This is a genomic window from Citrobacter sp. Cpo074 (genome assembly GCF_030332745.1).
GTDB lineage: Bacteria > Pseudomonadota > Gammaproteobacteria > Enterobacterales > Enterobacteriaceae > Citrobacter > Citrobacter portucalensis.
The window spans coordinates 243,189-267,294 of sequence record NZ_JAOWHG010000033.1 but is presented as its reverse complement, the minus strand read 5'-3'; the positions used below and the strand labels follow the sequence as shown (position 1 = coordinate 267,294).

Here is a 24,106-nt window from a genome sequence, read left to right as displayed (position 1 = left end):
GCCCTTCCTTACATCCAGGTTAATCAGGTCGCTAAATTTATGACTGATCAGTCCCATCAGTGCGTCATTATCGGCATTGCCGGCGCATCGGCTTCCGGCAAGAGCCTTATTGCCAGTACTCTTTATCGCGAATTGCGTGAACAAGTCGGTGACGAACATATTGGCGTTATTCCCGAAGACAGCTATTACAAAGATCAAAGCCATCTGTCGATGGAAGAACGCGTAAAAACCAACTACGACCATCCGAACGCGATGGACCACAGCCTGCTGTTTCAACATCTGCAAACGCTGAAACGCGGCTCTGCCATTGAGCTGCCGGTTTATAGCTATGTTGAGCACACGCGTACGCAAGACACTATTCATATCGAACCGAAGAAAGTCATTATCCTGGAAGGCATTTTGCTGCTGACGGATGCGCGTTTGCGCGATGAGATGAACTTTTCTATTTTTGTTGATACGCCGCTGGATATTTGTCTGATGCGCCGTATTAAGCGCGATGTGAATGAACGTGGTCGTTCAATGGATTCGGTGATGGCGCAATACCAGAAAACCGTCCGTCCAATGTTCCTGCAATTTATTGAGCCTTCAAAGCAATACGCCGACATCATTGTGCCTCGCGGGGGTAAAAACCGCATCGCCATCGATATTCTGAAGGCTAAAATCAGTCAGTTCTTTGAATAAGTTCAGCGAATTGTGTACCGTTCAGTGATAACCTGGTTCACCCTTAACGCACCTGGCATTAAGGGTTTGAAGCACGAAAGGAGAAAGTGCCATGCGTTTATGTGACCGAGATATTGAAGCCTGGTTGGATGAAGGTCGCCTGTCGATCACTCCACGCCCTCCTGTCGAGCGAATCAATGGCGCCACGGTAGATGTGCGTCTTGGCAACAAATTCCGTACGTTCCGCGGTCATACGGCGGCGTATATCGATTTGAGCGGACCGAAAGATGAAGTCAGCGCCGCGCTGGATCGCGTGATGAGTGATGAAATCGTCCTCAAGGACGGCGAGGCATTCTTCTTGCATCCGGGTGAGCTTGCGCTGGCAGTAACATTCGAATCCGTGACGTTGCCTTCCGATCTCGTCGGTTGGTTAGATGGCCGTTCATCTCTGGCGCGTCTGGGACTGATGGTACACGTCACCGCACACCGTATCGATCCGGGCTGGTCTGGCTGTATTGTACTGGAGTTTTACAACTCCGGAAAATTACCGCTGGCTCTGCGTCCGGGCATGCCGATTGGCGCGCTAAGTTTCGAACCGCTTTCCGGTCCGGCAGCGCGACCATACAACCGTCGTCAGGATGCGAAGTATCGCGACCAGCAGGGCGCCGTTGCCAGCCGGATCGATAAAGACTGAGTGTTTTTCAGTCCATTGGGGATAGCATGAGACGATTTCTGACGACGCTGATGATTCTTCTGGTCGTGCTGGTGGCTGGCTTTTCTGCGTTAGTACTGTTGGTGAATCCGAATGATTTCCGCGCGTATATGGTCAAGCAGGTTGCCGCACGTAGCGGATATCAGCTGCAGTTGGATGGCCCCCTGCGTTGGCACGTATGGCCGCAACTGAGTATCCTCTCAGGGCGAGTGGTGTTAACAGCTGAAGGCGCCAGCGAGCCTCTGGTTCGTGCCGACAATATGCGTCTCGACGTCGCGTTGTGGCCGCTGTTGAGCCACCAGCTCAGCGTGAAGCAGGTGATGCTCAAAGGCGCAGTGATTCAACTGACCCCGCAAACTGAGGCGGTGCGCGGTAAAGATGCGCCCGTTGCCCCAAAAGACAATATGTTGCCCGATCTGGCGGAAGACAAAGGGTGGTCGTTTGATATCGCCCGTTTGCGCGTTGCCGACAGTGTTCTGGTATTCCAGCATGAAGACGATGAACAAGTTACCGTTCGTGATATTCGTCTGGAGATGGAACAAGATAGCCAGCACCGCGGCACGTTTGATTTTTCCGGGCGTGTGAACCGCGATCAGCGCGATCTCGCGTTATCCTTTAACGGCACGGTCGATGCCTCCGATTATCCGCACAACTTATCTGCGAATATCGAGCAGTTAAGCTGGCAATTGCAGGGGGCCGATTTGCCGCCCCAGGGGATCAACGGTCAGGGACATCTTCAGACACAATGGCTGGAAGAGAAAAAACAGCTTTCGTTTAGTCAGATAAATTTGACCGCCAATGACTCTTCGTTCTCCGGGCAAGCACACGTATCCTTGTTGGAAAAACCGGAATGGGCCGTCGACCTGAAATTTGGTCAGCTCAATCTGGATAACCTGCTCGTACAACATGACGCAGCGGCGACAGCAAAAGATGACGTTCAGCAAGGTCAGAGTCAGTCAACGCTGGCGCGCCCCGTCATTGCTTCCCAGGTTGATGCCGTTTCGTATCAGGGACTCAAGGGTTTTTCGGCAGACATCGCTTTGCAGGCTGACAAAGTGCTGTGGCGGAAAATGGCGTTTGAGAATGTTTCGGCAAAAATAGACAACCAGTTCGGCTTACTGAACATTGCGCAGTTGCAGGGAAAAAGTGATGGCGGGCTGATCTCACTGCCCGGCACGCTGGATGCCAGAAAGGGAGAACCGCGAGCGGTCTTTCATCCGCGTCTGGAAGGTGTGGAAATTGGCACGATTCTGAAGGCCTTTGATTACCCCATCGCACTCACCGGCAAGCTGTCGCTGGCGGGAGACTTTTCCGGCTCAGATATTGATGCCCAGGCGTTTCGCCATAGCTGGCAAGGGCAGGCCCATGTCGAAATGAACGATACGCGAATGGAAGGGATGAACTTCCAGCAGATGATTCAACAGGCTGTAGAACGCAGCGGTGGGGATGTTAAATCTCAGCAAAACCTCGATAACGTGACCCGGTTGGATCATTTTGTAACCGATATGACGCTGGATAACGGAGAGGTGACGCTGGATAACATGGCAGGCGAGTCCGCGATGTTGGCGCTAACCGGCGAAGGAACGTTAGATCTGGTGAAGCAGAATTGCGACACGCTGTTTAACATTCGCGTGCTGGGCGGTTGGGATGGCGAAAGTAAGTTGATTAGTTTCCTGAAGGCCACCCCGGTTCCTCTCAGGGTCTATGGCCAGTGGCAATCACTGAACTACAGTCTGCAAGTTGATCAGCTTTTGCGTAAGCATCTGCAGGATGAAGCAAAACGTCGTCTGAATGACTGGGCAGATCGCAATAAAGATTCCCGCAACGGCAAAGATGTTAAAAAGTTGCTGGATAAGCTCTGATTCATATTGCCGGATGGTGGCTAATGCCCCATCCGGCTCGTGACTTACACCTCGTAATCCATCTCTTCTTCACTGTGTAGCGGTATCAGTTGGACCTTTTGCACGCGATGATTTTCCACCTGCAGGGTTTTTAGCCGATAGTCGCCAACCTGAACTTCCTCCCCGGTTTTTGGGATACGCTGCAAATACTCCATTAACAGTCCGGCAATGGTGTGATACTCACGCTTATCGTCTAACGGGATAGGCACGTACTGCACCAGGTCTTCCAGTGGCATATGTCCGTTAGCGGTCCACGAACCATCGGCGTTTTTCTGAATATCATGGCGGGCGTCGATTTCCTCTACCTCGTTTGGCAGATTGCCGGCGATGGTTTCCATCACATCACTCAGCGTCACAATCCCTTCGACGGAACCAAATTCATCGGCTACAAACGCGAAGTGCGTGCGGGCATTACGGAACTGCTCAAGCGCCGGAAGCAGCGGCAAGGTCTCCGGGAACACCAGCGGCTGGCGAATCAATACACGCAGGTCGAGCGGTTCGCCGCGCAGAGACTGTTGCAGCAAATCGATGACATGCACCACGCCCAGCAGTTCCTCCTGCTCGTCTTCGCCAGTGACCACCAGACGCGTATGCTGGTTTTTTTCCAGTAAGGCGCGGATTTCTGCTTCGGGCGCATTGAGGTCGATATGTTCAATATCGTGGCGCGAGGTCATGATACTGCTGACGGTACGCTGATTGAAGTTCAGCACACGTTCAATCATCCGCCGCTCCTGAGGCGCAAAAATCTGACCTTCATGATGATCCGCCAGCATCGCCGCGGTTTCGGCATCCAGTTCGGCATCTTCTTTTTGCCCGCTCAGCAGCCGCATTACCGCCTCGGCGGTGCGCTGGCGCAGAGTATGGTTGGCTGAGAGGAAGCGACGACGGTTAAAGATAGCCAACTGGTTCAATGCTTCGATCATGACCGAGAAGCCGATGGCCGCGTACAGGTAGCCTTTCGGAATATGGAAACCAAACCCTTCGGCCACCAGACTGAAACCAATCATCAGCAGGAAGCTCAGGCACAGAATAACAATAGTTGGATGGCTGTTAACAAAGCGCGTCAGCGACTTGCTGGCCAGCAACATCAGGCTGATGGCAATAATGACTGCCGCCATCATCACCGCCAGGTGATCGACCATGCCAACAGCGGTAATGACGGAATCCAGAGAGAAGATGGCGTCCAGCACCACGATTTGCGCGACCACACCCCAGAACTTAGCGCCTTTACGCTGGGTGGGGTTATCGCTGTCTTTCCCTTCCAGCCGTTCGTTGAGCTCCATAGTGGCTTTAAACAGCAGGAAGAAACCACCGAACAGCATGATCAGATCGCGGGCGCTGAAGCTGAGATCGCGAATGCTGAACAGCGGCGTGGTCAGCGTTACCAGCCAGGATATTGATGCCAGCAGCAGCAGGCGCATAACCATCGCCAGCAGTAGCCCGGTAATACGCGCCTTATCCCGCTGGGCAGGAGGTAGTTTCTCCGCGAGGATGGCAATAAAAACAAGATTATCAATGCCAAGAACAAGTTCGATCACGATTAACGTGACCAGTCCGGCCCAGATTGACGGATCGGCAATCCATTCCATAGTAAATGCTATACCCATAGTTGTATGACAATTGTCACAATTCGATCATGGGTAAAACTGGCGAAAAATGCAATGGCGAGAAGGGATTTCTCTGTCGGTTATATCAGAACTGATGCAGGATAATAGCCTTAATGTAACTACAGGAAATGATTTTATTAATCTAAATATATTTAGGAAATATCGCAGGTGGAATATTTCTATATCAACATTGTCAATATCAATAAAATCCTAAAAATATATAAATCCGACGCTTAATATTAATCTTAAAAGCCAGGTATCGGCGGTTTGCTATCTTGCCTGATATTCGCATAGCTGCAACAATTCTTGCGGTAATAATCAAAAGATAAATATTTCTTCATCAATCAGTGGCGCCATTCCCGATGCGTTAACGCTGTAAATGTGATGAAAATAAAGGAGAAGATAAAAATTTAAATTAATCAGTGCATTGGTAGCTAGTGAAGCCAGGGGCGGTAGCGTGTCTGGTCGCCTGAAACAAGCCTAAATTATTCTGTCAAGAGACCGCAGATGAATTCATTTTTTTTAGGACTGATGCCAGTTAAATTCCATTTCAATTAACGGCAAGGTAAATACGTACAGGCGAAGTCGCTATTTAGATTGCATGTGATAAATACTCTGCCAAAGTGATAAATAATCAATGATGAAATCCAAACTTAAATTGATGCCAGTATTGGTATCGGTGATCTTGATAAACGGTTGTACCGTGCTTCCGGGCAGCAATATGTCTACGATGGGCAAAGATGTGATTAAACAGCAGGACGCTGATTTTGATATCGATCGCATGGTGAATGTTTATCCACTCACGCCACGGCTGGTCGAACAATTACGTCCTCGACCAAATGTTGCACAGCCTAATATGTCGCTGGACCAGGAGATTTCCGGATATCAGTACCGGGTAGGCCCGGGGGATGTCCTGAATGTGACCGTCTGGGACCATCCTGAACTCACCACGCCAGCCGGGCAGTACCGTAGCTCAAGCGATACCGGCAACTGGGTGCAGCCTGATGGCACCATGTTTTACCCCTACATCGGCAAAGTTAGCGTGGTGGGAAAAACGTTGGCAGAGATTCGTAGTGATATTACCGGGCGCTTAGCGAAGTACATTGCTGACCCGCAGGTGGACGTTAATATCGCCGCTTTCCGCTCGCAGAAGGCCTATGTCTCCGGGCAGGTGAACAAATCCGGCCAGCAGGCCATCACCAACGTGCCGCTTACCGTTCTCGATGCCATTAACGCCGCTGGCGGTCTCACCGAGGCAGCAGACTGGCGCAACGTTGTGCTGACTCATAAAGGGCAGGAGCAACGCATTTCACTGCAAGCGCTGATGCAAAATGGCGACCTGAGCCAGAACCGTCTGCTCTATCCTGGCGACATTCTGTTTGTTCCGCGTAATGACGATCTGAAAGTCTTCGTAATGGGGGAAGTGAAAAAACAGAGCACCCTCAAAATGGACTTCAGCGGCATGACGCTTACCGAAGCGCTGGGCAATGCCGAAGGTATTGACCTGACCACCTCCAATGCCAGCGGCATTTTCGTTATTCGACCATTGAAAGGCGAGGGCGGGAACAACGGCAAGATCGCCAATATCTATCAGCTTGATATGTCCGATGCGACGTCGCTGGTGATGGCAACATCATTCCGACTCCAGCCATACGATGTGGTGTACGTCACTACCGCGCCGGTTGCTCGCTGGAACCGTTTGATCAATCAGTTGCTGCCGACTATTAGCGGTGTTCGCTATATGACGGACACGGCCAGCGACCTTCACAACTGGTAATCATCATGTTTAACAAAATCTTAGTTGTCTGTGTGGGGAACATTTGTCGTTCCCCGACGGCAGAGCGCTTATTAAGGCAATTTCATCCGGCGTTAACGGTCTCTTCAGCCGGTCTTGGGGCGCTGGTGGGGAAAGGCGCGGATCCGTGTGCTATTAGCGTGGCGCAGGCGCACAACCTGTCACTGGATAATCATTGTGCCCGGCAGATCTCGGGACGAATGTGCCGGGAGTATGACCTGATCCTGACCATGGAAAAGCGCCATATCTCTGCCCTGTGTGAAATGGTGCCGGAGATGCGCGGCAAAGTGATGCTTTTTGGGCACTGGGACAGCGAGCGCGAAATTCCCGATCCGTATCGTAAAAGCCGTGATGCGTTTGACGCGGTGTACGCATTACTTGAACGGTCTGCCCGCCAATGGGCTCAGGCACTGAACGCAGAGCAGGGAAAACAATGACAGAAAAAGTTAAACAGTCTGCTGCGCCGGTAACGGGCAATGATGAAATCGATATTGGTCGTCTGGTCGCAACGGTAGTGGAAGCCCGCTGGTGGGTTCTTGGCATTACCGCGGGCTTTGCATTGTGTGCCGCGGTCTACACGCTGTTCGCCACACCTATCTACAGTGCGGACGCGCTGGTGCAAATTGAGCAAAATACCGGAAATTCACTGGTGCAGGATATTGGCTCGGCGTTGTCGAACAAACCGCCGGCCTCGGAAGCGGAAATTCAGCTCATTCAGTCGCGACTGGTATTAGGGAAAACGGTAGACGATCTTAACCTCGATATCGCCGTTACCAAAGATACATTCCCTATTTTTGGCGCGGGCTGGGACCGGCTGATGGGGCGTCAGAACGAAACGGTTAATGTGACCACCTTCACGCTGCCAAAGGCAATGAATGAACAGACCTTCACGCTCAATGTGCTGAATGACAAAAGCTATCAACTGGTGAGTGACGGGGGTTTTAGCGCCCGGGGGCAAGTCGGCAAGGTGTTGGAACATGATGGCGTGACGATGCTGGTTGAGGCGATTCATGCCAGCCCGGAGAGCCAATTTACCGTCAGCAAATTCTCCACGCTGGGCATGATAAACACCCTGCAAAATAACCTGATGGTGACGGAAACTGGCAAAGACACCGGCGTATTGAGCCTGACCTTTACCGGCGAAGACCGCGAGCAAATCCGCCAGATCCTCGACAGTATTACCCGCAACTATCTGCAACAAAACGTGGAACGTAAATCTGAAGAGGCCGCCAAAAGTCTGGCGTTTCTGGCAAAGCAACTGCCTGAGGTGCGTAATCGGCTTGACGTTGCTGAAAACAAGCTGAACGCCTTTCGTCAGGATAAAGACTCCGTGGATTTGCCGCTGGAAGCCAAAGCGGTGCTGGATTCGATGGTGAATATCGATGCGCAGTTGAATGAACTGACCTTCAAAGAAGCGGAGATTTCCAAGCTGTTCACCAAAGCGCATCCGGCGTACCGCACGCTGCTGGAAAAACGCCAGGCGCTGGAAGATGAGAAAAGTAAGCTGAACGGGCGCGTAACGGCGATGCCGAAAACGCAGCAGGAAATTGTTCGTCTGACGCGTGATGTGGAGTCCGGTCAGCAGGTCTATATGCAGTTGCTGAACAAGCAACAGGAACTGAAGATTACCGAGGCCAGTACGGTTGGCGATGTGCGCATTGTCGATCCCGCGATTGCCCAGCCTGGCGTGCTGAAGCCGAAAACGGCGCTGATTATTCTCGGCAGTATCATTCTTGGTTTGATGCTTTCTGTGGTGGGCGTACTGCTGCGTTCTCTGTTTAATCGCGGTATTGAAAGCCCCCAGGCGCTGGAAGAGCATGGTATCAGCGTGTATGCCAGTATTCCGCTGTCCGAATGGCAAAAAGCACGTGATAACGTTCAGACCATTAAAGGTGTGAAACGCTACAAGCAAAGCCAGCTGTTGGCCGTGGGTAATCCAACCGATCTCGCCATAGAAGCGGTCCGTAGCCTGCGTACCAGTCTGCACTTTGCCATGATGCAGGCGCGTAACAACGTATTGATGCTGACCGGCGTCAGCCCGTCGATTGGCAAAACGTTTGTCTGCGCCAACCTGGCGGCAGTCATCAGCCAGACCAACAAACGCGTGCTGTTGATCGACTGCGATATGCGCAAAGGCTATACCCACGAACTGCTGGGGACCAATAACGTCAACGGCCTGTCTGAGATCCTGATTGGTAAGGGGGATATCTCATCCAGCGCCAAACCGACATCGATTCCGCATTTTGATCTGATCCCTCGCGGTCAAGTCCCTCCCAATCCTTCCGAGCTGTTGATGAGCGAGCGTTTCGGCGAACTGATTGCCTGGGCCAGCTCGCACTATGACCTGGTGCTGATTGACACCCCACCAATTCTGGCGGTGACCGACGCGGCGATTGTTGGCCGTCATGTCGGCACCACGCTGATGGTGGCGCGTTATGCGGTCAACACGCTGAAAGAGGTGGAAACCAGCCTGAGTCGCTTCGAGCAAAACGGCATTCAGGTGAAAGGGGTGATCCTCAACTCGATCTTCCGCCGTGCCAGCGGGTATCAGGATTACGGCTACTACGAATACGAATACACGTCGGATGCGAAATAAATCACCAACCCTGCCGGATGCGGCGAAAACGCCTTATCCGGCCTACAAAAGCGTATCTATCCGGAAACGAAAATGACGACAGAAAACCCGCTAATTTCAATTTATATGCCAACCTGGAACCGCCAGCAGCTGGCCATTCGGGCGATTAAATCGGTATTGCGCCAGGACTACCCTCACTGGGAGATGATCATTGTGGATGATTGCTCTTCCTCATATGAGCAGTTGCAGCAGTTTGTTGAGGAACTCAACGATCCGCGCGTGTCGTATACGCATAATTCCACCAACTCCGGGGCCTGTGCGGTGCGTAATCAGGCCATTATGCAGGCCAACGGGCAATACATTACGGGGATTGATGATGATGATGAATGGACGCCGAACCGCCTGAGCGTGTTCCTGCAGTACCGGCATCAACTGGTCACACGGGCGTTTCTGTATGCCAATGACTATGTCTGTGAGGGCGAAGTGTATTCGCAGCCGACCAGTCTGCCGCTCTATCCGAAGTCCGTATATTCACGCCGCAGGTTTTATAAACGCAACATCATTGGTAATCAGGTATTTACCTGGGCATGGCGGTTTAAAGCATGCCTGTTCGATACCACGCTGAAAGCGGCGCAGGATTACGACATCTTCCTGCGCATGGTGGTGGCGTATGGCAAACCGTGGAAGGTCAAAGAGGCGACGCAGATCCTGCATGTGAATCACGGCGAGATGCGTATTACCTCATCGCCGAATAAATTCTCCGGTTACTTTCAGTTTTACCGCAAGCACAAAGGCAAATTTGACCGGGCCAGCAAGAAATATCAGCTGTTTACCCTCTATCAGATCCGCAACAAACGGATGAACTGGCGCACGCTGCTGACGCTGCTTTCTGTTCGTAACAGTAAGCGTCTGGCCGACGGACTGCGAGGACGCTAATTATGCTGGAAGATTTACGCGCGAACGGCTGGAGTCTGCGCCCCTGTTGCATGGTGGCGGCCTATCGGATTGCCCATTTTTGCTCCGTCTGGCGTAAAAAAAACATCATAAACAACCTGTGGGCTGCCCCGGTGCTGGTGATGTATCGCCTTATCACCGAATGCATGTTTGGCTATGAAATTCAGGCTGCTGCATCAATCGGTCGTCGTTTCACCATCCATCATGGCTATGGGGTGGTGATCAATAAACACGTGGTGGCAGGGGACGATTTTACCCTACGCCACGGCGTCACTATCGGCAATCTTGGTGCCAACGATCCATCTTGTCCGGTCATCGGTAACGGCGTTGAGTTGGGGGCCAATGTTACTCTGCTCGGCGACGTTGCTATTGGCGATAACGTGACGATTGGCGCCGGGAGCGTTGTGGTGGATAGCGTTCCGGAGAATACGCTGGTGGTGGGCGAGAAGGCACGGGTGAAGGTAATAAAATGAAGATATTACAGTTTAATGTGCGACTCGCAGAAGGTGGGGCGGCAGGCGTGGCGTTAGATTTGCATCTTCGCGCGCTGGAAAAAGGGCTGTCGTCGCGGTTTGTCTATGGCTATGGCAAAGGCGGTAAAAAAAGCGCCAGTCATGCGAATTACCCGCAGGTTATCAAATATACGCCGCGCCTGACGTCGGCGGCGAACATTGCGCTGTTTCGTTTCTCGAACCGCGACATGTTTGGCAATCTCAACAAGTTATACCGTGAAGTTACCCGCACCAGCGGCCCACTGGTACTGCATTTTCATGTGTTGCACAGCTACTGGTTGAACCTGGAAGAGGTGGTGACCTTTTGCCAAAAAGTGAAGGCGCATAAACCGGATATCACCTTCGTCTGGACGCTGCACGATCACTGGAGCGTGACCGGGCGCTGTGCCTTTACTGATGGCTGCGAAGGCTGGAAAACGGGCTGCCAGAAATGCCCAACGCTCAGCAACTATCCGCCGGTAAAAATCGATAAAGCCCATCAGCAGTTGCCCGGCAAGCGGCAGATGTTTCGCGCCATGCTGGCGCTGGGCTGCCAGTTTATCTCACCCAGTCAGCATGTGGCCGAGGCATTCAACAGCCTGTATGGCGTGGGACGATGTCACATTATTAACAACGGTATTGATGTAGCAACTGAAGCCATTCTTGCCGAACTACCCGCGATGCCTGCGGAGAGCGGTCGGCCGAAAATTGCCGTGGTAGCTCATGACCTGCGCTATGACGGCAAAACCAGTCAACAACTGGTGCGAGCGATTAGCGCGCTTGGGGACAAAATTGAGCTGCATACCTTCGGCAAATTTTCGCCATTTGCGGGAGATAACGTCATCAACCACGGTTTTGAGAGCGATAAGCGCACGTTGATGAGTGCGCTTAACCAGATGGATGGACTGGTGTTCAGCTCCCGTGTCGATAACTACCCGCTGATTCTCTGTGAAGCGCTTTCCATCGGCGTACCGGTAATTGCCACGCACAGCGATGCCGCGCAGGAAGTGCTGGCTAAATCAGGCGGCAAAACGTTCAGCGAAGCGGACGTAATGCAACTGGTGCAACTGAAAAAATCAGACATTGCGCAGGCGGTATTTGACACGTCCCTTACCGCGTTCAGTCAGCGCAGTCGGGTGGCATACAGTGGGCAACAGATGCTGGAGGAATATGTCTCGTTCTATCAGAATCTGTAGCTATCTGGTGCTACCGCTGCTTTATCTGCTGGTTAACGTCAAACTTGCCCAGCTTGGCGAGAGCTTCCCGATAACCATCGTCACGTTCTTGCCCGTTCTGTTGTTGCTGTTTGTCGAGCGCATCAATATCAAAAAATTAATGATCGCGCTGGGGGTAGGGGGCGGGCTGACGGCGTTTAACTACCTGTTCGGCCAATCACTGGATGCCAGCAAGTACGTAACGTCAGCGATGCTGTTTGTTTATACCGTGGTGATTATTGGCATGGTGTGGAGTATTCGCTTTAAAACCATTTCACCGCATAACTACATTAAGATTTTGCGTTTTTTCTGGCTGGTGGTGGGGCTGGTGGTGGGGTTAGCTGCGGTTGAAATGGCACAGATAATTCTCAGCGGCGGCAGCAGTTTAATGGAAGTTATTTCGAAATATCTTATTTACAGTAACAGCTATGTTCTGAACTTTATTAAGTTTGGTGGGAAACGTACCACTGCGCTCTATTTCGAACCGGCATTCTTCGCTCTGGCGTTAATCTCAATTTGGCTCAGCATCAAACAGTTTGGTATCAAAACACCTAAGTCCAATGCTATGATTCTGGCAGGGATAATATTATCAGGATCTTTTTCAGGGGTAATGACGTTTATTTTGTTCTATCTCCTGGAGTGGGCGTTCCAGTACCTGAATAAGGATGCGATAAAAAAGAAGCTACCCCTGGCGATAATCTCATTAAGCGTGTTTTTAGTTGGGGTGATATTTGCTTTTCCGTACATCGCAACGCGGCTTGGTGATTTAGGAACTGAAGGTTCGTCATCGTATTATCGTATCGTAGGACCATTGGTGATGGTCGGTTATTCATTACTGAATGTTGATGGCGTAGTGAGATTTGGCTCACTTTATGAATACGTTGCGTCATTCGGAATTTTTAACGGTGCAGATGTCGGTAAAACAATAGACAATGGTTTGTATCTGCTGATTATTTATTTTTCATGGTTCGCGGTGATATTAGCCCTGTGGTACATGGGGAAGGTCATGAAAATGATGATCAATGCGTTTGGCGATAATCAGAATTATCGGGTGCAGCTTTATCTTTTTACACCGTTGTCACTGTTTTTTACAGGTTCAGTATTTAGTCCGGAATACGCATTTTTAATTGTGTGTCCGTTTATATTGCGCAAGGCGCTGAATATCGCGAGGTAACTCACATGCTGCTCAGTATCATTACCGTCGCCTTTCGCAATCTGGAAGGGATCGTCAAAACTCACGCATCGCTGGCACATCTGGCGCAAGCGGGTGATATCAGTTTTGAGTGGATTGTTGTTGATGGCGGCTCCTCGGATGGTACGTCGGCGTTTCTTGAAGGGCTTAGTGGGGAACACCGGTTACGGTTTGTCAGCGAGCCGGATAACGGCATCTATGATGCGATGAACAAAGGCATCGCGATGGCGCGCGGACGGTTCGCGCTGTTCCTCAACTCCGGGGATATTTTGCATGCGGACGCGGCACATTTTATCCGCCAGCTAAAAATGCAGAGCGACCAGACCATGGTCATTGGCGATGCGTTGCTGGATTTCGGCAATGGCAACAAAATTAAGCGCCGGGCAAAACCGGGTTGGTATATTTATCACAGCCTGCCCGCCAGTCATCAGGCGATATTCTTTCCGCTCTCAGGACTGAATGTCTGGCATTATGATTTGCAATATAAAATATCGTCTGATTACGCGTTGGCAGCCCAATTATACAAGTCCGGTTACGCTTTTAAAAAGTTGAACGGGTTGGTATCGGAGTTTTCTATGGGCGGAGTGTCAACGACGAATAATCTGGAATTGTGTCGGGATGCCAAAAAAGTACAGCGCCAGATATTACACATGCCAGGTTTTTGGACCGGTTTGTCAGAGTATTTACGTCTGCGCACAACCGCTAAAACAAAAACCTTATATGGGAAAACGTAAGGGCATATTATGCAGGACTTAAGCGGATTTAAAGTGCCTGGAGGTTTTCGCGGTGGTGGTGCTATTAAAGTGCAATTATGGTGGGCGGTGCAAGCAACATTATTTCGCTGGTCTCCACAGGTCATGTATCGCTGGCGTGCATTTTTATTACGAATGTTTGGCGCAAAAATAGGAAAAAACGTAGTCATTCGGCCTTCAGTAAAAATTACTTATCCGTGGAAATTAACCCTGGGAGATTATGCCTGGGTGGGTGACGACGCGGTTTTATATACGTTAGGTGATATTACGATTGGCGCCCATGCGGTTATTTCGCAAAAAAGTTATTTATGCACCGGGAGTCATGATTATGCCAGTCAACATTTTGATATTAACGCCACGCCGATTGTGGTTGGCGCTAAATGCTGGCTGGCGACAGATGTCTTTGTCGCGCCTGGCGTGACGATTGGCGATGGCACCGTCGTTGGAGCACGAAGCAGCGTATTTAAATCGCTGCCAGCAAATGTCATTTGTCGGGGAAATCCCGCAGTAGTCACGCGCGAACGCGTCGAGAAAGTTACTCCCTGAGGGGATCACTGAAGAGGTTATAACATGTCAAAAGTCGCTCTCATTACTGGCGTAACCGGGCAGGATGGTTCTTACCTGGCAGAACTCCTGCTGGAAAAAGGGTACGAAGTACACGGTATTAAGCGTCGCGCTTCATCATTCAACACCGAACGTGTGGACCACATCTACCAGGATCCGCATTCAGGCAATCCCAAATTTCATCTGCACTATGGTGATTTGACGGATTCATCCAACCTGACCCGTATTTTAAAAGAGGTCCAACCGGATGAGGTCTATAACCTGGGCGCCATGAGTCACGTCGCGGTGTCGTTTGACTCACCGGAATACACCGCAGACGTTGATGCGATCGGCACCTTGCGTTTGCTGGAGGCGATCCGCTTCCTTGGTCTGGAGAAAAAGACCCGTTTTTATCAGGCGTCCACCTCTGAGCTGTACGGTCTGGTACAGGAAATCCCACAGAAAGAGAGCACGCCGTTCTATCCGCGTTCACCGTATGCCGTTGCCAAGCTGTACGCCTACTGGATCACCGTCAACTACCGCGAGTCTTACGGGATGTATGCCTGTAACGGCATTCTGTTCAACCACGAATCTCCGCGCCGCGGCGAAACCTTTGTCACTCGCAAAATTACCCGGGCGATCGCCAACATCGCTCAGGGGCTGGAGTCTTGCCTGTACCTGGGCAACATGGATTCACTGCGCGACTGGGGGCATGCCAAAGATTACGTCAGGATGCAGTGGATGATGCTGCAGCAGGATAAGCCGGAAGATTTCGTGATTGCCACCGGCGTGCAGTATTCCGTGCGCCAGTTCGTGGAAATGGCGGCCGCTCAGTTGGGGATTAAATTGCGCTTTGAAGGCGAGGGCGTGAATGAGAAAGGCATCGTGGTTTCTGTGACCGGACACGATGCGCCGGGGGTGAAACCTGGGGATGTCATGATTGCCGTTGACCCGCGCTACTTCCGTCCGGCTGAGGTGGAAACGCTGTTGGGCGATCCGGCCAAAGCACATGAAAAACTGGGCTGGAAACCGGAAATCACGCTGCGCCAGATGATCTCGGAAATGGTTGCCAACGATCTTGATGCGGCGAAGAAACATTCCCTGCTCAAGTCGCACGGTTACGAGGTCGCTATCGCGCTGGAGTACTGAGGATGAAGACACAACGTATTTTTGTGGCGGGCCATCGCGGGATGGTGGGGGCCGCCATCGTCAGACAACTGGCGCAGCGAAATAACGTAGAGCTGGTGCTGCGTACCCGCGACCAGCTTAATCTGCTGGACGCCGGTGCGGTGCAGGCGTTCTTTGCCGCTGAACGTATTGACCAGGTTTATCTGGCGGCGGCAAAAGTGGGGGGGATTGTGGCGAACAATACTTATCCTGCTGATTTTATTTATGAAAATATGATGATTGAGAGCAACATTATTCATGCAGCGCATCTGCATAACGTGAATAAACTGTTGTTCCTCGGGTCATCCTGTATTTATCCCAAGCAAGCCACCCAGCCGATCGCCGAAAGTGAACTGTTGCAGGGGGCACTTGAACCGACCAATGAGCCGTATGCGATTGCCAAAATTGCCGGTATCAAGCTGTGCGAATCGTATAACCGACAGTATGGCCGTGATTATCGCTCGGTGATGCCGACCAATCTGTACGGACCGCATGACAACTTTCATCCGAGTAATTCGCATGTGATCCCGGCGCTGCTGCGCCGCTTTCATGAAGCTCGCGAGCAAAATACGCCGGATGTGGTGGTGTGGGGAAGCGGGACGCCAATGCGTGAATTTCTGCATGTCGACGATATGGCGGCGGCCAGTATCCACGTGATGGAGCTGGCTCAGGAAGTGTTGCAGGAATATACCCAACCAATGCTGTCGCATATCAACGTGGGCACCGGTGTGGACTGCACCATCCGTGAACTGGCCCAGACTATCGCGCAGGCCGTGGGTTACAAGGGGCGCGTGGTGTTTGACGCCAGCAAACCGGACGGCACGCCGCGCAAATTGCTCGATGTTACGCGTCTGCATCAGTTGGGCTGGTATCACGAGATATCTCTGGAAGCGGGGCTTGCCAGTACATATCAGTGGTTCCTTGAAAACCAGCACCGTTACCGGGGGTAAGCATGTTTTTACGTCATGAGGATTTTGCCACCGTTGTACGTTCAACTCCGCTGATTTCCATCGATTTGATCGTGGAAAACGCCCACGGCGAATTTCTGCTTGGCAAGCGCCTCAATCGTCCGGCGCAGGGGTACTGGTTCGTGCCCGGCGGTCGGGTGCAAAAAGATGAACCGCTGCGCGCGGCCTTTGAGCGGCTTACTGACGCTGAGCTGGGGTTACGTTTACCGCTGTCCGCTGCAAAGTTTTACGGGGTCTGGCAGCACTTCTATGACGACAACTTTTCCGGGGAAGATTTCTCAACGCATTACATCGTGCTGGGATTTCGTCTGCGGGTGTCGGAAAACGACCTGCAACTGCCTGACGTTCAACATGACGCGTACCGCTGGCTGGCAATTGAAGAGATTCTGACCAGTGACCACGTGCACGACAACAGCCGGGCTTACTTCTGTGAGAAGAGTCAGGCCGGAGTACCCGGGCTATGAAGATCCTTGTGTATGGCATCAACTATTCGCCGGAGTTGACCGGTATCGGTAAATACACCGGTGAAATGGTGGAGTGGATGGCGCAACAGGGGCATGACGTACGGGTGATCACTGCGCCGCCTTATTATCCGCAGTGGAAGGTCAACGGTCGCTATTCATCCTGGCGCTATCGTCGTGAAAAGGGCGATGCCATCGTCTGGCGTTGTCCGCTGTATGTGCCTGAGCAGCCTTCTACGCTCAAGCGCTTGCTGCATCTAGGCAGTTTCGCCCTGAGCAGTTTCTTCCCGCTGCTGGCGCAGCGTCGCTGGAAGCCGGATCGCATCATTGGGGTAGTGCCAACGCTGTTTTGTACGCCGGGCATGCGTCTGCTGGCGAAGCTGTCCGGGGCGCGCACGCTGCTGCATATTCAGGATTACGAAGTCGATGCCATGCTGGGGCTTGGCATGGCGGGCAATGGCAAGCGTGGCGCGGTGGCAAAACTGGCCAGCGCCTTTGAGCGCAGTGGGCTGTTGAATATGGATCATATTTCGACCATTTCTCGCTCAATGATGAATAAAGCGCAGGAGAAGGGCGTTGATGCACAGAAGGTCATTTTCTTTCCGAACTGGTCAGAAGTAGCACGTTTTCGTGACGTGAACGATGCTGATGCTCTGGCGTTGCGCCAGCAACTGGGCTTGCCTGATGATAAAAAAATCATTCTCTACTCAGGCAATATCGGTGAAAAGCAAGGGCTGGAGAGTGTGATCGACGCAGCGGCTCTGTTGAGCGAACAGCCCTGGCTGTTTGTGATTGTCGGGCAGGGCGGGGGTAAAGCGCGGCTGGAGAGTATGTCTGGCGAACGCTGCCTGAACAATGTGATCTTCTTTCCGCTGCAATCTTATGACGCGCTGCCTGCGCTGCTCAAGATGGCGGACTGCCATCTGGTGGTACAAAAGCGCGGTGCGGCGGATGCCGTATTGCCCTCCAAACTGACCAATATCCTCGCCGTTGGCGGTAACGCGGTGATTACCGCCGAACCTGAGACCGAGTTGGGTCAGCTGTGTGACGCTCACCCAGGCATCGCGGTGTGTGTCGAGCCTGAATCAGTGAATGCGCTGGTTGGCGGGATTCAACAGGCGTTAACCATGCCAAAGATTAACACGGTGGCACGTGAGTATGCCGAACGCACGTTGGATAAAGAAAACGTGCTGAGCCAATTTATTGCAGATATTCGGGGTACATGATGAGTCAAAACAAACTCTTTCCGGTGGTGATGGCCGGTGGCTCGGGTAGCCGTTTATGGCCTCTGTCCCGCGTGTTGTATCCAAAGCAGTTCCTGTGCCTGAAAGGCGATCTCACCATGCTGCAGACAACGATTTGTCGTCTGAACGGCGTGGAGTGTGAAAGCCCGGTGGTTATCTGTAATGAACAACACCGTTTCATCGTGGCGGAACAGCTACGACAACTGCATAAGCTGACTGAGAATATTATTCTCGAACCCGCCGGGCGCAATACGGCACCGGCGATAGCGCTGGCCGCGCTGGCGGCAAAACGTCAAAGTCCGGGGGAAGATCCGCTGCTGTTGGTATTGGCGGCCGATCACATGATTGCCGATGAAGAGGCATTTCGCGAGGCGGTTCGCAATGCAATGCCGTATGCCAGCGCGGGTAAGCTGGTGACGTTTGGTATCGTGCCGGACCAGCCGGAGACCGGCTACGGCTATATACGTCGCGGCGAGGTTTCGCCGACCAATACCGACGCCGTGGCTTTTGAGGTGGCGCAGTTTGTTGAAAAGCCCAATCTGGAAACCGCGCAGGCTTATGTGGCGAGCGGCGACTACTACTGGAACAGCGGCATGTTTCTGTTCCGGGCCGGGCGCTATCTGGAAGAACTGAAAAAATATCGCCCCGACATTCTTGAGGCCTGCGAAAACGCCATGAGTACGGTTGACCCCGATCTCGATTTTATCCGCGTTGATGAACAGGCGTTTCTCGCCTGCCCGGAAGAGTCTGTGGACTATGCGGTAATGGAGCGTACGGCCGATGCGGTGGTGATGCCCATGAACGCAGGCTGGAGCGATGTTGGCTCCTGGTCATCATTGTGGGAAATCAGCGCCCATACTGCTGAAGGTAATGTGCATCATGGTGACGTCATTAGCCATAAAACGGAAAACAGCTACGTGTATGCCGAATCTGGCCTGGTGACGACCGTCGGGGTGAAGGATCTGGTGGTGGTGCAGACCAAAGATGCGGTGCTGATCGCCGATCGCAACGCGGTGCAGGACGTCAAAAAAGTGGTGGAGCAAATTAAAGCTGACGGACGTCATGAGCACCATATTCACCGTGAAGTTTACCGTCCATGGGGCAAGTACGACTCTATTGATGCCGGAGACCGTTACCAGGTGAAGCGGATTACCGTTAAACCCGGTGAGGGATTGTCCGTGCAGATGCATCATCACCGGGCTGAACACTGGGTTGTGGTGGCTGGTACCGCGAAGGTGACAATCAATGACGACATCAAACTGCTCGCTGAAAACGAGTCTGTCTATATTCCGCTGGGGGCGACCCATTGTCTGGAGAACCCGGGGAAAATCCCGCTCGATCTGATTGAAGTGCGCTCCGGATCTTATCTCGATGAGGATGATGTGGTGCGGTTTGCGGACAGATACGGGCGTACCTGATGCCGGATGTGCTGCGCTTATCCAGCCTACAACACCGTAGGGCCGATAAGCGAAGCGCTCCGGGAAATGCATTTAACACTCATTAAAAGGCTCATTAAGAGTCAGGGCCTCCTGTTGCCTGAAGAAGGGTAAATCATGACGAAATTAACCTGTTTCAAAGCCTACGATATTCGCGGCAGGCTGGGCGAAGAGCTGAATGAAGATATCGCGTGGCGCATTGGCCGCGCTTACGGCGAGTACCTGAAGCCAAAAACGATTGTCCTCGGCGGCGATGTGCGCCTGACCAGTGAGACGCTGAAGCTGGCGCTGGCGAAAGGACTACAGGACGCGGGGGTGGATGTGCTGGATATTGGCATGTCGGGCACCGAAGAGATTTATTTTGCCACTTTCCACCTGGGCATTGATGGCGGTATTGAAGTGACCGCCAGCCATAATCCGATGGATTACAACGGCATGAAGCTGGTGCGGGAAGGGGCACGGCCCATCAGCGGTGATACCGGTCTGCGCGACGTGCAGCGCCTGTCGGAAGCCAATGACTTCCCAACGGTTGATGAGACAAAACGTGGCCGCTACCAGCGCATTACTACCCGTGATGCCTACATTGACCACCTGCTGGGTTACATCAATCCCGCCAACCTGAAACCGATGAAGCTGGTGCTCAATTCCGGCAACGGCGCGGCAGGTCCGGTGGTTGACGCCATTGAAGTCCGTTTCAAGGCGCTGGGCGTGCCGGTCGAGTTCATCAAAATTCACAACACGCCGGATGGCAACTTCCCCAACGGTATTCCCAATCCTCTGCTGCCGGAATGCCGGGCCGACACGCGCCATGCAGTGATTGAACACGGCGCGGATATGGGGATTGCCTTCGACGGTGATTTTGATCGCTGCTTCCTGTTCGATGAAAAAGGTCAGTTCATTGAGGGCTACTACATTGTCGGCCTGCTGGCGGAAGCGTTTCTGGAGAAGAATCCGGGGGCGAAAATTATCCACGACCCACGCCTGTCCTGGAACACCGTGGATGTGGTGACGGCGGCAGGCGGTAAACCGGTGATGTCAAAAACCGGGCACGCGTTTATCAAAGAGCGGATGCGTCATGAAGATGCCATTTATGGTGGCGAAATGAGCGCGCACCACTATTTCCGCGATTTTGCCTATTGCGACAGCGGAATGATCCCGTGGCTGCTGGTGGCGGAACTGCTGTGTCTGAAAGGACAGTCGCTGGGCGAACTGGTCCGTGACCGGATGGTGGCCTACCCGGCGAGTGGTGAAATAAACAGTACGCTGGCAGAGCCGACGGCAGCGATTGCGCGCGTGGAGCAGCATTTTTCTCGTGAGGCGCTGTCGGTGGACAGAACGGACGGTATCAGCATGTCGTTTGTCGACTGGCGCTTCAATTTACGCTCTTCCAATACCGAACCGGTGGTGCGCCTGAACGTGGAATCGCGCGGAGATATTCCGTTGATGGAAGCGCGAACGCGCACTCTTCTGGCGTTACTGAATCAGTAATGCTGGTGCTTCCTTTGCCCGATTCTGGGCAAAGGGTGACTAACAGGAACCACGATGACACATCTAAAAAAGCGCGAACGCGCCAAAACCAATGCGTCGTTAATTTCGATGGTGCAACGCTTTTCAGATATCACCATCATGTTTGGCGGGTTGTGGGTAATCTGCGAATTAAGCGGTTTGCCTTTCCTGTACATGCACCTGCTGGTGGCGCTGATCACGCTGGTCGTTTTTCAGATGCTCGGTGGCATAACGGATTTTTATCGCTCCTGGCGCGGTGTCAAAATTTCCACTGAGCTGGTGCTGTTGCTGCAAAACTGGACGCTGAGTCTGATTTTTTGCGCAGGTCTGATCGCCTTTAATAACGATTTTGATAACCGTCTCGCCGTCTGGCTGGCGTGGTATCTGCTATCCAGCGTTGGCCTGGTGTTGAGCCGTTCGTTTATTCGCTACGGCGCGGGATGGTTGCGTAATCGCGGGTATAACACGCGCCGGGTGGCGGTGGCAGGGGACCTGCCCGCCGGACAAATGCTATTGGACAGCTTTCGCCATGAACCGTGGCTGGGGTTTGAAGTGGCGGGGGTCTATCACGATCCTATCCCTGGAAAAAACTCCCGTGACTGGGCCGGTAATCTGCAACAGCTGGTGGACGACGCCAAAGCCTCACGTATTCATAACGTTTATATCGCCATGTCGATGAGCGATGGCGCCAGCGTCAAAAAACTGGTTCGCGCGCTGGCCGACACTACCTGCTCAGTGATCCTTATTCCTGATGTCTTTACATTCAACATTCTGCATTCACGGATTGAAGAGATGAATGGCGTTCCGGTGGTGCCGCTGTATGACACGCCGCTCTCGGGGATCAATCGCCTGTTGAAACGCGCGGAAGATATCGTGCTGGCTTCGCTGATCCTGCTGCTTATTTCTCCGGTGCTGTGTGGCATAGCGCTACTGGTAAAACTGACCTCCAAAGGACCGGTGATTTTCCGCCAGACCCGTTATGGCATGGACGGAAAACCGATCAAAGTCTGGAAATTTCGCTCGATGAAAGTGATGGAAAACGACGCGGTTGTGACGCAGGCGACGCAAAACGATCCGCGCGTTACCCCTGTGGGGAATTTCCTGCGCCGAACGTCGCTCGATGAACTGCCGCAGTTTATTAACGTGCTGACCGGGGGCATGTCTATTGTCGGGCCACGCCCGCATGCGGTAGCGCATAACGAACAGTACCGCCAGCTTATCGAGGGGTACATGTTACGCCATAAGGTGAAACCGGGTATTACCGGCTGGGCGCAAATCAACGGCTGGCGCGGTGAAACCGATACGCTGGAAAAAATGGAAAAACGTGTGGAATTTGACCTCGAATACATTCGCGAGTGGAGCGTGTGGTTCGATATCAAAATTGTTTTTCTGACGGTATTCAAAGGCTTTGTCAACAAAGCGGCGTATTAACATGAGCTTACGAGAAAAAACGCTGAACGGCGCAAAGTGGTCGGCGATTGCCACGGTGATCATCATTGGTCTGGGTCTTATCCAGATGACCGTACTGGCACGGATTATTGATAACCACCAGTTCGGGTTGTTAACCGTGGCGCTGGTGATCATCGCGCTGGCCGATACACTGTCTGACTTTGGTATTGCCAACTCAATTATTCAGCGCAAAGAGATTGGCTATCTTGAACTGACCACGCTGTACTGGCTCAACGTGGGGCTGGGTATCGTGGTATGCGTAGCGATGTTTCTGCTGAGCGAGACGATTGCCAGCGTACTTAATAACCCAGAACTGGCACCGCTCATCAAAACGTTATCGCTGGCGTTTGTGGTGATACCGCACGGGCAGCAGTTTCGTGCGCTGATGCAAAAAGAGCTGGCCTTCAACAAAATTGGCATGATTGAAACCAGTTCGGTACTGGCTGGTTTTATCTTTACCGTAGTCAGCGCCCATTTCTGGCCGCTCGCACTGACGGCCATTCTCGGGTATCTGGTAAACAGTACGCTACGTACGCTGCTGTTCGGCTATTTTGGTCGCCGGATTTACCGTCCGGGGCTGCATTTTTCGCTGGCATCCGTTTCGTCGAATCTGCGTTTTGGTGCGTGGCTGACGGCAGACAGCATCATCAATTACATCAATACCAACCTTTCCACGCTGGTTTTAGCCCGCACGTTGGGAGCTGGCGTGGCGGGCGGATTCAATCTCGCCTGGAATGTGGCGGTTGTCCCCCCGATCAAACTGAACCCGATTATCACCCGCGTGCTGTTTCCGGCGTTTGCCAAAATCCAGGACGACAGTGAAAAGCTGCGAGTGAATTTTTACAAGCTGCTGTCGGTGGTTGGAATTATCAACTTCCCGGCGCTGCTGGGACTGATGGTGGTGTCGAATAACGTGGTGCCGCTGGTATTCGGTGAGAAGTGGAACGGCATTATCCCCATCCTGCAACTGCTGTGCATTGTTGGGCTGCTGCGCTCGGTGGGGAATCCAATCGGTTCACTGCTGATGGCGAAAGCGCGGGTCGATATCAGCTTTAAATTCAATGTGTTCAAAACCTTTCTGTTTATTCCCGCCATTTTCATCGGTGGACATCTGGCCGGGGCAATTGGCGTGACGCTGGGCTTTTTACTGGTCCAGGTGATTAACACCGTCCTCAGCTATTTCGTGATGATTAAACCTGTTCTTGGCCCCAGCTACCGCCAGTACATGCTCAGTCTTTGGCTGCCGTTGTATCTCTCCTTGCCAACCCTTGTGGTGAGCTATGCGCTGGGCGTAATGCTGCATGGCCAACTGTCGTTGGGCGTGTTGTTGGGGAGCCAGATAGCGGCAGGGGCGCTGGCGTTTGCGCTAATGATAGTGCTGTCGCGTCATCCGCTGGTGGTGGAAATAAAATGCCAGCTCTGTCGCAGTGAAAAAATGAAAACCTTGCTCCGTGCAGGATAAGAACAACGCTTTAAGAG

General features: G+C 52.5%; 21 protein-coding genes. 20 read left to right on the top strand and 1 reads right to left on the bottom strand.

All coding sequences use genetic code 11. The features are described 5' to 3' along the window. Nucleotides 1-39 precede the first annotated feature (39 nt). From udk to asmA, 3 genes are all read left to right on the top strand, one after another. Nucleotides 40-681, top strand: a complete 642-nt coding sequence (gene udk, locus OGX83_RS15615; protein WP_003036776.1) for a uridine kinase — start codon at nucleotides 40-42, stop codon at nucleotides 679-681. A gap of 91 nt (nucleotides 682-772) precedes the next feature. After that, the gene (gene dcd / locus OGX83_RS15610; RefSeq protein ID WP_003834269.1) at nucleotides 773-1,354 is read left to right on the top strand and encodes a dCTP deaminase; all 582 of its coding nucleotides are present in this window, start codon (nucleotides 773-775) and stop codon (nucleotides 1,352-1,354) included. A gap of 26 nt (nucleotides 1,355-1,380) precedes the next feature. Further along, the gene (gene asmA / locus OGX83_RS15605) at nucleotides 1,381-3,234 is read left to right on the top strand and encodes an outer membrane assembly protein AsmA (RefSeq protein WP_286588490.1); all 1,854 of its coding nucleotides are present in this window, start codon (nucleotides 1,381-1,383) and stop codon (nucleotides 3,232-3,234) included. A 44-nt stretch (nucleotides 3,235-3,278) separates the two neighbouring features. Here asmA and OGX83_RS15600 read toward each other — a convergent pair whose 3' ends face one another. Further along, nucleotides 3,279-4,862 (bottom strand): TerC family protein, encoded by a 1,584-nt coding sequence (locus OGX83_RS15600; protein WP_032943936.1) that lies wholly within the window; start codon nucleotides 4,860-4,862, stop codon nucleotides 3,279-3,281. A gap of 655 nt (nucleotides 4,863-5,517) precedes the next feature. Between OGX83_RS15600 and OGX83_RS15595 the strand changes: the two genes are divergently transcribed. The 17 genes from OGX83_RS15595 (at nucleotide 5,518) to wzxC (ending at nucleotide 24,089) form a co-directional block, all read left to right on the top strand. Then, nucleotides 5,518-6,657 (top strand): polysaccharide export protein, encoded by a 1,140-nt coding sequence (locus tag OGX83_RS15595; protein ID WP_003834266.1) that lies wholly within the window; start codon nucleotides 5,518-5,520, stop codon nucleotides 6,655-6,657. A 5-nt stretch (nucleotides 6,658-6,662) separates the two neighbouring features. Then, a complete protein-coding gene (wzb, locus tag OGX83_RS15590) occupies nucleotides 6,663-7,112 on the top strand; it encodes a low molecular weight protein-tyrosine-phosphatase Wzb (protein ID WP_032949610.1) in 450 nt (149 codons plus the stop codon). Further along, a complete protein-coding gene (gene wzc / locus OGX83_RS15585) occupies nucleotides 7,109-9,271 on the top strand; it encodes a tyrosine-protein kinase Wzc (protein ID WP_186413195.1) in 2,163 nt (720 codons plus the stop codon). The genes wzb and wzc overlap by 4 nt, the downstream gene beginning before the upstream one ends. Before the next feature lie 72 nt (nucleotides 9,272-9,343). Then, nucleotides 9,344-10,186 carry a colanic acid biosynthesis glycosyltransferase WcaA gene (gene wcaA, locus OGX83_RS15580; RefSeq protein WP_000206145.1) on the top strand — a complete coding sequence of 281 codons (843 nt, stop codon included), beginning with the start codon at nucleotides 9,344-9,346 and terminating at the stop codon, nucleotides 10,184-10,186. A gap of 2 nt (nucleotides 10,187-10,188) precedes the next feature. Next, a complete protein-coding gene (wcaB, locus tag OGX83_RS15575; protein ID WP_286588488.1) occupies nucleotides 10,189-10,677 on the top strand; it encodes a colanic acid biosynthesis acetyltransferase WcaB in 489 nt (162 codons plus the stop codon). Next, nucleotides 10,674-11,891 carry a colanic acid biosynthesis glycosyltransferase WcaC gene (wcaC, locus tag OGX83_RS15570; protein WP_286588487.1) on the top strand — a complete coding sequence of 406 codons (1,218 nt, stop codon included), beginning with the start codon at nucleotides 10,674-10,676 and terminating at the stop codon, nucleotides 11,889-11,891. The genes wcaB and wcaC overlap by 4 nt, the downstream gene beginning before the upstream one ends. Next, nucleotides 11,866-13,083 (top strand): colanic acid polymerase WcaD, encoded by a 1,218-nt coding sequence (gene wcaD, locus OGX83_RS15565; protein WP_234102665.1) that lies wholly within the window; start codon nucleotides 11,866-11,868, stop codon nucleotides 13,081-13,083. The genes wcaC and wcaD overlap by 26 nt, the downstream gene beginning before the upstream one ends. A gap of 5 nt (nucleotides 13,084-13,088) precedes the next feature. Further along, on the top strand, nucleotides 13,089-13,835 hold the full coding sequence (wcaE, locus tag OGX83_RS15560) for a colanic acid biosynthesis glycosyltransferase WcaE (protein ID WP_048235020.1): 747 nt from the start codon (nucleotides 13,089-13,091) through the stop codon (nucleotides 13,833-13,835). A gap of 9 nt (nucleotides 13,836-13,844) precedes the next feature. After that, nucleotides 13,845-14,399, top strand: coding sequence for a colanic acid biosynthesis acetyltransferase WcaF (gene wcaF, locus OGX83_RS15555; protein ID WP_048235022.1), 555 nt, complete (start codon nucleotides 13,845-13,847; stop codon nucleotides 14,397-14,399). 24 nt (nucleotides 14,400-14,423) lie between these two features. After that, nucleotides 14,424-15,545, top strand: coding sequence for a GDP-mannose 4,6-dehydratase (gmd, locus tag OGX83_RS15550; protein ID WP_048235024.1), 1,122 nt, complete (start codon nucleotides 14,424-14,426; stop codon nucleotides 15,543-15,545). Nucleotides 15,546-15,547: 2 nt separating this feature from the next. Then, nucleotides 15,548-16,513, top strand: a complete 966-nt coding sequence (gene fcl / locus OGX83_RS15545; RefSeq protein ID WP_286588484.1) for a GDP-L-fucose synthase — start codon at nucleotides 15,548-15,550, stop codon at nucleotides 16,511-16,513. A gap of 2 nt (nucleotides 16,514-16,515) precedes the next feature. Beyond that, nucleotides 16,516-16,995, top strand: coding sequence for a GDP-mannose mannosyl hydrolase (locus tag OGX83_RS15540; protein ID WP_079934509.1), 480 nt, complete (start codon nucleotides 16,516-16,518; stop codon nucleotides 16,993-16,995). Then, nucleotides 16,992-18,218 (top strand): colanic acid biosynthesis fucosyltransferase WcaI, encoded by a 1,227-nt coding sequence (wcaI, locus tag OGX83_RS15535; RefSeq protein ID WP_286588482.1) that lies wholly within the window; start codon nucleotides 16,992-16,994, stop codon nucleotides 18,216-18,218. Before OGX83_RS15540 ends, wcaI begins: the two co-directional genes overlap by 4 nt. Continuing rightward, a complete protein-coding gene (cpsB, locus tag OGX83_RS15530) occupies nucleotides 18,218-19,654 on the top strand; it encodes a mannose-1-phosphate guanyltransferase (protein WP_008785192.1) in 1,437 nt (478 codons plus the stop codon). Before wcaI ends, cpsB begins: the two co-directional genes overlap by 1 nt. 135 nt (nucleotides 19,655-19,789) lie before the next feature. Next, complete coding sequence (gene cpsG / locus OGX83_RS15525) at nucleotides 19,790-21,160, top strand: colanic acid biosynthesis phosphomannomutase CpsG (RefSeq protein ID WP_286588479.1); 1,371 nt, start codon at nucleotides 19,790-19,792, stop codon at nucleotides 21,158-21,160. A gap of 54 nt (nucleotides 21,161-21,214) precedes the next feature. Further along, the gene (gene wcaJ, locus OGX83_RS15520; RefSeq protein ID WP_100272160.1) at nucleotides 21,215-22,609 is read left to right on the top strand and encodes an undecaprenyl-phosphate glucose phosphotransferase; all 1,395 of its coding nucleotides are present in this window, start codon (nucleotides 21,215-21,217) and stop codon (nucleotides 22,607-22,609) included. Nucleotide 22,610: 1 nt separating this feature from the next. Further along, entirely contained in the window at nucleotides 22,611-24,089 is a 1,479-nt protein-coding gene (wzxC, locus tag OGX83_RS15515; RefSeq protein WP_286588476.1) for a colanic acid undecaprenyl disphosphate flippase WzxC, read from the top strand. Nucleotides 24,090-24,106 lie beyond the last annotated feature (17 nt).